Below are 9,105 nucleotides of genomic sequence, written 5' to 3' on the forward strand. Positions count from 1 at the left end.
CTGCAGCTCATCTTTAAGAAAACTTAGCTAACATCAAGAGCCCTGGCTGCCTTTTCCTTTTTCTACGATTTATTTATTTTTAGCCACTCTTCAAAAAAACTTAGCTAAGATTAAGAACCCCGGCCGCGCTTTAATACTCCCTCAATAAAATTTTAACCCAGCTGTTTTAATAAGCTCTTCTGTAGTTTTTCATATTCAAATTCAAAACCAGCATCTATTAATTTTTTGGGAAAAACATTAGTACTGGCAAGTAATAGTTCTTTGCCCATCTCTGCAAATAATAGTTTTACAGCAGATTCAGGCAGGGGCAGCAGACACGGGCGTTGTAATTGTTCTGCTAGTAACCGGCTGAAGTTTTGATTAGAAACAGGGTTTGGTGAGACCATATTGACCGGGCCGTTTATCTGCGGGTTGTTAATGATAAACAAAACAGCTTTTAGAAAATCATTTATATCAATCCAGCTCATAATCTGTTTCCCTGAGCCAATTCGTCCGCCTAAGCCCAGTTTAAAAGCGGGCAGCATTTTAGCTAAAGCACCTCCTTGTTTACTAATAACAAGCCCTGTGCGCAAATTTACCAGGCGGGTTCCGGCTGTTTTAATATCCTGGCTGCTCTGCTCCCATAATTCACTTAACTGACTGACAAAATCAATTCCTGGACTACTGTTTTCATGCATCTGTTGATCGCCCCTGTCGCCATAAAAACCAATAGCTGATGCGTTAATAAACAGCTCCGGCGCAGGACTTTGGCTTTTAAAGTATTCAACCAGTAATCGGGTAGATAAAATGCGACTGTCTATAAGCCGTTGTTTTTTCTTTTTTGTCCAGCGCCCGGAAGCTATATTTTCACCCGCTAAGTTGATGATTATATTTGGGCTGCTGAACTCTTTTAGATGCAGTGATTTATTTTCTATATGCCAGTATGGATGTTTATCCTGTGCTCTGCGTAATAAGCGTCCCACTTCAAAACCGTGCCTTTGTAAAAAAGGTACTAATACAGAGCCGATTAATCCCGAAGAACCAATAATAAGTACTTTTTTTTTGTTCATAATGAACTCCGAATAAAGATCAGAGGCTATTTTAATTAATTCTGTGATCTTAGTTTATGCCGTTGGTATTAAGTTGTTGGCTGATGTTAAAATACCTGCTTTGTTATTTAACTTATACACAGGTTAGACCATTCATGCTGTTAATGATCGATAATTATGATTCTTTTACCTATAACCTGGTTCAATATTTTGGTGAATTAAAACAAGAGGTTATTGTAAAAAGAAATGATCAGATCAGCCTTAAAGAAATAGCCGATCTTAATCCCGATCATTTAGTTATCTCTCCCGGTCCCTGCACGCCAAACGAAGCGGGTATATCGCTGGCCGCTATTGAACGCTTTGCCGGGCAGATCCCCCTGTTAGGTGTTTGTTTAGGTCATCAGAGCATTGGTCAGGTTTTCGGCGCGCAGGTTGTTAGAGCCGCTAAAGTCATGCATGGTAAAAATTCATTAATTAAGCATGATGGTAAAGGTGTTTTCAGCGGCTTAAATAACCCTTTAGATATTACTCGTTATCACAGTTTAGTGCTTAAACCGGAAAGCCTGCCGGATTGTTTAGAAGTTTCAGCGACGGTAGTTGCCGGCAGTGAGATTATGGCTGTTCGTCATAAAACATTAGCAGTTGAAGGTGTACAGTTTCATCCGGAAAGTATCTGTTCAGAGCAGGGACTGCAGCTGCTGAATAATTTTATTAAACAAGGGCAATGAATACAGCTGCGAAATAGATCTCTCTTTACCCGTCTGAGCGTAAAAGAATTTGATTAGCTATTGGTTTCAAAAAATAAGTGCGTATATTATCGATTAATCTGTTTTACACCGTTAAAGGATTTTCTTATGTCAAACACACAAATTACTCGTCCATTATTTGATCAGGTTATGGTGCCCAATTATGCGCCTTTAGCTATGATACCCGTGCGCGGTGAGGGCTCTCGTGTGTGGGACCAGGAAGACAATGAATACTTAGACTTAACCGGCGGCATCGCAGTCAATGCGCTGGGGCATGCACATCCTGAGCTGGTCGATGTATTAACGCAGCAGGCAAAAAAGTTATGGCATGTCAGTAATATTTACACCAATGAACCTGCATTAACATTAGCGCAGAAGCTGGTTGATAATACTTTTGCCGAAAAGGTGTTTTTTGCAAATTCCGGTGCGGAAGCAAATGAAGCGGCTTTAAAACTGGCGCGGCGTTTTGCTTTTGATAATTATTCACAAGAAAAAACTGAAATTATTGCATTTTATCAGGGCTTTCACGGCCGTACCTTTTTTACTGTTACAGCAGGCGGTCAGGCTGCATACTCGGATGGATTTGGTCCGAAACCGGCTGATATTACGCATATTGAATATAATGATTTGGAGACCTTAGCAAAAACCATTTCAGATAAAACCTGTGCGGTAATTTTAGAACCTCTGCAGGGGGAAGGCGGCGTTTTACCTATTGATAAAGCGTTTGCTCAGGGCGTGCGTGAGCTGTGCGATAAACATAATGCATTAATGATCTTTGATGAAGTGCAGACGGGTATGGGGCGTACCGGTGAACTGTTTGCCTATATGGGGCTGGGGATAACACCTGATGTTGTAACCTCGGCTAAATCACTGGGGGCAGGTTTCCCTATTGCGGCTATGTTAACCCTTACTAAGTTTGCCGACAGCCTGACGGTCGGCACTCACGGTACAACTTTCGGCGGCAATCCGCTGGCCTGTGCAGTGGCAAATAAAGCTTTTGATTTAATCAATACGCCGCAGATGCTCCAGGGGGTTAAAGATAAAGAGACATTACTGCGGAATTTATTAGCAGAAATTAATAACGAATTTGCGGTTTTTAAAGAAGTGCGCGGTGTCGGATTATTATTAGGTGCTGTGTTAAATGAACAATATAAAGATCGTGCTAAAGAGTTCTTTCTGGCAAGTGCAGAACAAGGTTTGTTAGTGTTGGTAGCTGGTGCAAATGTGATCCGTTTCGCCCCGGCATTAAATATTAGTGAGAAACAGATACGCCAGGCGATGGTAAAGTTTAAACAAGCAGTAAAATCAGTAACAATGGAATAAGAATAAATAATTACAGCTGACAATATTTTCTTCTCAGCACAGAATTTTAATCTAAAAACAGTGTTTTAAATTGGGAGCTCATATAATGAGACGCGAATTAGCAATAGAATTTTCTCGAGTAACAGAGGCTGCTGCATTAGCCGCTTATAAATGGTTAGGCCGTGGTGATAAAAACACCGCAGATGGTGCAGCTGTTGAAGCTATGCGCTTGATTTTTAATCAGATTGATATCGATGGTGAAATTGTTATCGGTGAAGGTGAAATTGATGAAGCACCGATGCTTTATATCGGTGAACATGTAGGAACAGAGCTCGGCGGCGATGCTGTGGATATCGCTGTAGATCCTATTGAAGGAACGCGTATGACTGCAATGGGCCAGTCTAATGCACTTGCAGTATTAGCGATTGGTGAGAAAGGCAGTTTTTTACGTGCTCCGGATATGTATATGGAAAAACTAATTGTTGGTCCAAACGCAAAAGATTCGATTGATTTAGAGTTATCTTTAGAGCAGAACTTAAAAGCAATTGCGCATGCTTTAGGTAAACCATTAAATGAATTAACTGTAGCAACGCTTGCAAAACCTCGTCATGATCGAATAATCAAAGATATGCAGGGGCTAGGCTGCCGTGTATTTGCTATTCCTGACGGCGATGTGGCTATCTCAGTATTAGCCTGTATGCCGGATAATCAGGTTGATGTGCTTTATTGTATCGGCGGTGCGCCGGAAGGTGTTATCTCGGCAGCAGTAGTGCGTGCATTAGACGGTAATATGCAGGCGCGTTTGATTCCGCGTCCTATGGTTAAAGAAGCAACGCCTGTGAATATTAAAATCGGTGAAGAAGAGACTAGACGTTGTGCAGTGCAGGGCATTGAAGTTAATAAAGTATTAAAACTTGAAGACTTAGTGAAAAATGACAATATCATCTTCTCTGCTACGGGCATTACTAAAGGTGATCTAATTGAAGGTGTTGGTGTAGACGGGCGTATGGCAACAACTGAAACCCTGCTGGTACGTGGTAAATCCCGTACAGTACGCCGTATTCATTCTATTCATTATCTGGATCGTAAAGATCCGAAATTAAAAGAAATTATTTTTTAAATTTCTACATAATGATTCAAGGGCGCTTTAAGCGCCCTTTTTATATCTGATAAAACATCGCGTTTAGTGGATAACATTGGCCTTACGAAAATTAAGCGGCGTCTGTTTAAACTGTTCATTAAAAAAACGGCTGAAACTACTGTGATTATTAAATCCCAGCAGCTCGCTGATATCGGACATTGTTAGTTCGTTTTTACGTAATAAACGGCAGGCCTGCTCCCTTCTGAACTGGGTTAACAGGGTCGAAAAACTGGTGTTTTCAGCCTGCAGGCGGCGGTTTAATGTCCAGCGGGTTATGCACAGTTTCTGACAGGCAGTATCCAATATATTCGAACTTTTAACTGAGTCTGTTTTCCGGCGCAGGCTGTCTTTTATGATTTTCATTATCTGACTGCTGAATTTTTTGTTTCTTAAGGAACTGTTAACGGTTCTGTTAAGGTTATCCAGCAGAAATGGCTGTAAGACCGAGTTAGCGTTTTCATTCTCTATATCCAGCACCTCGGATGAGATAGTGAAAATATTACTCTCACTTTTTCTGACTGGACACTCAGCTGCGTCACTTAAGGTTTTAATATCGCAGAGGCTGCGGCTTGCTATTGATATGTTTTTTTGTATATCAAGATGCGGATGGTGATGTTTTATCAGGGAATTTAACAGCAGAAAATTTGCCGCGCCGCAGTGTGAGGTAAAGTCTCCGCCATGTTCGCTCTGATAAATGAAAGATATTTTACCTTCTGATTCGCTTTGAAAAAAACGGTCACACTCTCCGACAATGCCTCTGTACTGGAAATATAAGCTCAGTGCCTGCCTTAAGGACGGCGCATTGAGGCATGCACTTGCTAAAGGCATAAAATGCTGCAGCAGCAGGTTAAACTCAATTACAGGCATATCGTTCAGCGTTCCCATATAAGGATCGATCAGCTCAAGTAATTTATAATGGCGAAATTCATCAATTCTACCCTCTGTACTGCTAAGTTCTTCGTAATGAATGCCTGCTGATTGAAATAAAGGCAGGGGATTTACCCCCATCATTTTCAGATGATTATAGAAACTCATAGATACAATATTCGAGACAGTTTTCATTATTCATCACCTTAATAGCAGTCCTGGCCAAGCAGCTTAGTGCTTGATTTTTAGTTAAGCTGGATAATTATTAACCATCATAGGCAAACAGATGATTTTCGCTATGTTTCAAAAGTAACATAAAGTTACTTAAGGTAATTTAAGGTAACTGAATGTAACAATGCCTGCTTGTTAACAGTAACAACTGCAGGTGTTTTGTTTAGGGAGTTAATACTGAGGAGGTTGTTGAATTAAAAGTCATTAACTTAACGTTAATGACTTGAAGTTATTTGCGTAATTTAACGCTCGAAACCTGGTGATTGGTGGCTTTTTTAAGGATCAGGTTGGCTCGGTCACGCGTAGGTCGAATGTTTTCTTCTAAATTTATGCCGTTAATTTCGTCCCAGATCTTAGCCGCAATTGAGATTGCTTCACGTTCTGACATTTTTGAATAACTGTGGAAATAGGCATTGGGATCGGTAAATGCGCCTTCACGAAACTTTAAAAAACGCTGGATATACCACTGTTTTAATAAGTCGGTATCAGCATCAACAAAGATAGAGAAATCCACAAAATCTGAAACAAAAATACGATGCGGGTGATCGGGATAGTTAACCGCAGTCTGCAGTACATTCAAGCCTTCTAAAATAACGATATCGGGTTTCTCAACTGAAATCGATTTTTCCGGAATGATATCGTAGGTCAGGTGGGAGTATATCGGGGCCGATACCTGCTCTTTACCCGATTTTATAGCAGCAACAAAGTCTACCAGGGCTTTAATATCAAAACTTTCGGGGAAGCCTTTTTTATGCATTAAATTACGGGCGACTAAGTCCTGGTTGGGACGTAAAAAGCCGTCGGTAGTGACTAATGCAACTTTCGGATGTTCCGGCCAGCGTGATAACAATGCCTGTAAAATACGTGCAGTTGTGCTTTTACCCACTGCGACACTGCCGGCAATACCTATGATATAAGGCACATGCTCATTGCTGCAGCTCAGGAATTTGTCGCGTACAGTATGGCGGTACTGCTGTGCTTTAATATATAAATTAAGCAGACGAGAAAGCGGCAGATAAATATCAATGACTTCTTGAATTGAAATTGATTCATTGATGCCCTGCAGCTGCTGAAGATCTTCTTCAGAAAGCGTTAACTGTACACTGTCACGCAGTTCTGCCCACTGTTTACGTTCAAAGTGCATGTAGGCACTGTGAATATTGTGCTGATCAAGTAGTGGATTTATCTTCATTTTCAATATTTTCTTGTTCAATATATACCGACTTGGCACGGCCCTGCGGATCATCTGTGTAAATATGGTACTGACCGGCTGGTTTAATTAATAACTCAAACAGATTCACTAATGCTTCTTGAGACTGCTCAATATCAGCTTGTCCTGCTAAGCGGGCAAAGGCCGCATCATAATCACTTGCGACCCAGCAGGTGTAGTCATAGAGATCTATATAGGCTTCCTGGAACAGGTAAACACCTTCGATAAGAATGATATCAATATCAGTAAAGTCATATTCTACAGTACGGGGATTTAATACATCTTCAAGTGTTACCGATGTTTTAATGCTGCCGAACAGCTTCAGTGGTAAAATAAGCTCTTCTACCATTTCATCAAAACGATAAGCGTTTAAATAATATTCTTCCGGGCTGCTCATTACATTAAAGCGCACACTCTCACTGGCTTCCCAGTCATCGCAGTGGACAACTGCAACTCGAACACCTTCCAGTGTTAAAGCCGCTGCTACTTTGTCGGTTAGTGCGCGTTTTCCGCCGCCTTCAATGCCGCTGATGGCGACTATCAGTGCTTTGGTTGATTCTTTCTGATTGTGCAGATCTCGTAAAACAGATTTTATTTGTGCTGCATTGTTAAATACGGTTTTCAAAGATAATGCTCCTACATCAATGTGGGGCTATTATGCCATAAAAATAACAGTGCACAAAAAAGGCCGCAATCGCGACCGTTAATTGTTTTATTTCAATGGCTTGTGGTTTCTAGTTGGTTTTCTTAGATAAGAAATCCACTAAGGCGATAAGCTCTTCACTGCTTCGTACTGACCCTGTGTTTACCTTGTATTTGCCGTTTACTATGATTGCCGGCACACCGCTGATACGAAATGTCTCTGTATTACGTTTCATCTGTGATGCTAAACCGCTTACCGGGAAACTTGCTAATGCGCCTTTAGCTTCAGATTGAGTAACACCTGCTTTTTCAAAAATAGTCAGGATATCCTGTTCACCGTTAATTGCTTTACGCTGAGTATGGATTTGATCAAATACCAGGCTGGAGAACTCGTCTTCAACCTGCAGCATTTCTGCAGCTGCAAAAGCTTGTGTAAGCTGAGGACCCATATCTTTACCTAAGAAGTTAACGTGATTTTTTCTGATTGTTACATCTTTAGGCAGCTTCTCTTTCATTGCGCCCATTAAAGGTTCGAATTTAAAACAATGCCCGCAGTAGAATGAGAAAAATTCTAGTACTTCAGGTTTCGCTGTTGCTGTTTGTTTAACGATCTCGTAGTGAGTACCTTCTTTGTACTCAACAGCATTAGCTGTTAGTGGAAGCAGTATTAAACCCAGGAAAAGTGCAAAGACTTTTTTCATTGTATTATCCTTTATTAAATTAATCGTTTTTCATTATGTTGTTATCAGCGGCTGGGTTAATAACCCGGCTGCAGTGAAAGAGGTGCTTCTTTAAGTGCTGCTAGTTGATGCTGCAGCAATTGTAACAATTCTTTCCAGTATTGGTCAGTTGTAAACCAGGGAAAGTTCAATGGAAATGCCGGATCTGTCCATCTCTTATTGATCCAGTTCACATAATTAACCATACGCATGCAGCGCAGCGGTTCAATTAAGCTCAGTTCCTGCAGATTAAACTGGTACTCTTCCTGGTAACCATCCAGCAGCATAGAAAGCTGCAGTTGTTTTTCTTGAATATCGCCGTTTATCAGCATCCATAAATCCTGAATTGCCGGGCCTGTTTTACAGTCATCAAAATCGACCAAAAAGGGCAGATCATTGTCGATTAAAATATTGCCTGCATGACAGTCGCCATGCAGGCGGATCTCAGCAAAATCGTGCTCAGAAAGCTGCTGAGTTACTGCCTGATCTATGTTCTGCAGTATGCCAAATAACTCAGGTTTGATAAAATCCGGAATGTATTCACTACTCTGCAGCTCCTTAACCGGGTTTGTTAACATGGTCTGCACATCCAGGTGCTCTCTGTGTTTAAAAGAGCTTTGTGCGCCGATACGGTGCATTTTCCCTAAAGCGCGTCCCGCTTCATAGAGTATATCGATATTATCAAGCTCCATAGAGCGCGCAGAGAGGTTATGAAACAGGGCAAAAGAGTAATCCTGAAAGTGAAACAGACTCTGCCCGTTTATAATAACCGGAGCGGCTATATCACAGCCCCGGGTGCTTAACTCGAGGCTGAACTTCTGCTCTTCATGCAGTTGTGCTTCTGTCCAGCGCTGCGGGCGGTAAAACTTCACCACGTAGCGGCTTTTATTTTCATCGGTGAATGAAAAAACACGATTCTCATAAGAATTAAGCGCGCTTAACCCGCTTTCAGGATAAATGCCGATACTGGCTAAAGCATCCAGCTGCAGTTCCGGGGTGAGGGAAGAATAACTAAAATTTGTTTCTGTCATAACTGCTCTTAAAAATTAAGGCGCTAATCAGCGCCTTTGGGGTTAATACCAAATCCACTAATTTTCTATTCATTTATGCTTGTTAAAATGAACGCTAGCTTCGTTCTTGATTTTGTAATTAGAATAACTAGTTACTGCAATCAACGCCTTGCTTTCATCCATTTTTCCTACGCCTAAATAGATCATTT

General features: G+C 41.2%; 9 protein-coding genes. 3 read left to right on the forward strand and 6 right to left on the reverse strand.

Features of this window, described 5'->3' with window-relative positions; genetic code table 11:
- Positions 1 to 152: 152 nt before the first annotated feature.
- A complete protein-coding gene (locus tag G337_RS0118010; RefSeq protein WP_028865119.1) occupies positions 153 to 1,049 on the reverse strand; it encodes a TIGR01777 family oxidoreductase in 897 nt (298 codons plus the stop codon).
- A 134-nt stretch (positions 1,050 to 1,183) separates the two neighbouring features.
- Here G337_RS0118010 and G337_RS0118015 point away from each other — a divergent pair, with 134 nt between their 5' ends.
- The 3 genes from G337_RS0118015 (at position 1,184) to glpX (ending at position 4,196) form a co-directional block, all read left to right on the forward strand.
- Positions 1,184 to 1,756 carry an anthranilate synthase component II gene (locus tag G337_RS0118015; protein WP_028865120.1) on the forward strand — a complete coding sequence of 191 codons (573 nt, stop codon included), beginning with the start codon at positions 1,184 to 1,186 and terminating at the stop codon, positions 1,754 to 1,756.
- A 126-nt stretch (positions 1,757 to 1,882) separates the two neighbouring features.
- Positions 1,883 to 3,097 carry an aspartate aminotransferase family protein gene (locus G337_RS0118020; protein ID WP_028865121.1) on the forward strand — a complete coding sequence of 405 codons (1,215 nt, stop codon included), beginning with the start codon at positions 1,883 to 1,885 and terminating at the stop codon, positions 3,095 to 3,097.
- Between the two features lie 85 nt (positions 3,098 to 3,182).
- The gene (glpX, locus tag G337_RS0118025) at positions 3,183 to 4,196 is read left to right on the forward strand and encodes a class II fructose-bisphosphatase (protein WP_028865122.1); all 1,014 of its coding nucleotides are present in this window, start codon (positions 3,183 to 3,185) and stop codon (positions 4,194 to 4,196) included.
- A gap of 63 nt (positions 4,197 to 4,259) precedes the next feature.
- Here the strand turns inward: glpX and G337_RS0118030 are convergent, their stop codons facing one another.
- The 5 genes from G337_RS0118030 to G337_RS0118050 all read right to left on the reverse strand — a co-directional run bounded on the left by G337_RS0118030 (position 4,260) and on the right by G337_RS0118050 (position 8,917).
- The gene (locus G337_RS0118030; RefSeq protein WP_028865123.1) at positions 4,260 to 5,279 is read right to left on the reverse strand and encodes an AraC family transcriptional regulator; all 1,020 of its coding nucleotides are present in this window, start codon (positions 5,277 to 5,279) and stop codon (positions 4,260 to 4,262) included.
- A gap of 265 nt (positions 5,280 to 5,544) precedes the next feature.
- Positions 5,545 to 6,507 (reverse strand): type I pantothenate kinase, encoded by a 963-nt coding sequence (gene coaA, locus G337_RS0118035; RefSeq protein ID WP_037027948.1) that lies wholly within the window; start codon positions 6,505 to 6,507, stop codon positions 5,545 to 5,547.
- Complete coding sequence (locus G337_RS0118040; RefSeq protein WP_028865125.1) at positions 6,485 to 7,150, reverse strand: nucleoside/nucleotide kinase family protein; 666 nt, start codon at positions 7,148 to 7,150, stop codon at positions 6,485 to 6,487. Before G337_RS0118040 ends, coaA begins: the two co-directional genes overlap by 23 nt.
- Before the next feature lie 109 nt (positions 7,151 to 7,259).
- On the reverse strand, positions 7,260 to 7,868 hold the full coding sequence (locus tag G337_RS0118045) for a thiol:disulfide interchange protein DsbA/DsbL (RefSeq protein WP_028865126.1): 609 nt from the start codon (positions 7,866 to 7,868) through the stop codon (positions 7,260 to 7,262).
- 56 nt (positions 7,869 to 7,924) lie between these two features.
- Positions 7,925 to 8,917: a serine/threonine protein kinase gene (locus G337_RS0118050; RefSeq protein WP_028865127.1), complete on the reverse strand. Its 993-nt coding sequence runs from the start codon at positions 8,915 to 8,917 to the stop codon at positions 7,925 to 7,927.
- Positions 8,918 to 9,105: the final 188 nt, after the last annotated feature.

Source organism: Psychromonas aquimarina ATCC BAA-1526 (genome assembly GCF_000428725.1).
GTDB lineage: Bacteria > Pseudomonadota > Gammaproteobacteria > Enterobacterales > Psychromonadaceae > Psychromonas > Psychromonas aquimarina.

Coding starts and splice junctions, on each gene's coding strand:
- G337_RS0118015 (WP_028865120.1), top strand. CDS start 1,184: ATGCTGTTAATGATCGATAATTATGATTCTTTTACCTATAACCTGGTT.
- G337_RS0118045 (WP_028865126.1), bottom strand. CDS start 7,868: ATGAAAAAAGTCTTTGCACTTTTCCTGGGTTTAATACTGCTTCCACTA.
- G337_RS0118050 (WP_028865127.1), bottom strand. CDS start 8,917: ATGACAGAAACAAATTTTAGTTATTCTTCCCTCACCCCGGAACTGCAG.
- coaA (WP_037027948.1), bottom strand. CDS start 6,507: ATGAAGATAAATCCACTACTTGATCAGCACAATATTCACAGTGCCTAC.
- G337_RS0118030 (WP_028865123.1), bottom strand. CDS start 5,279: ATGAAAACTGTCTCGAATATTGTATCTATGAGTTTCTATAATCATCTG.
- G337_RS0118020 (WP_028865121.1), top strand. CDS start 1,883: ATGTCAAACACACAAATTACTCGTCCATTATTTGATCAGGTTATGGTG.
- G337_RS0118010 (WP_028865119.1), bottom strand. CDS start 1,049: ATGAACAAAAAAAAAGTACTTATTATTGGTTCTTCGGGATTAATCGGC.
- glpX (WP_028865122.1), top strand. CDS start 3,183: ATGAGACGCGAATTAGCAATAGAATTTTCTCGAGTAACAGAGGCTGCT.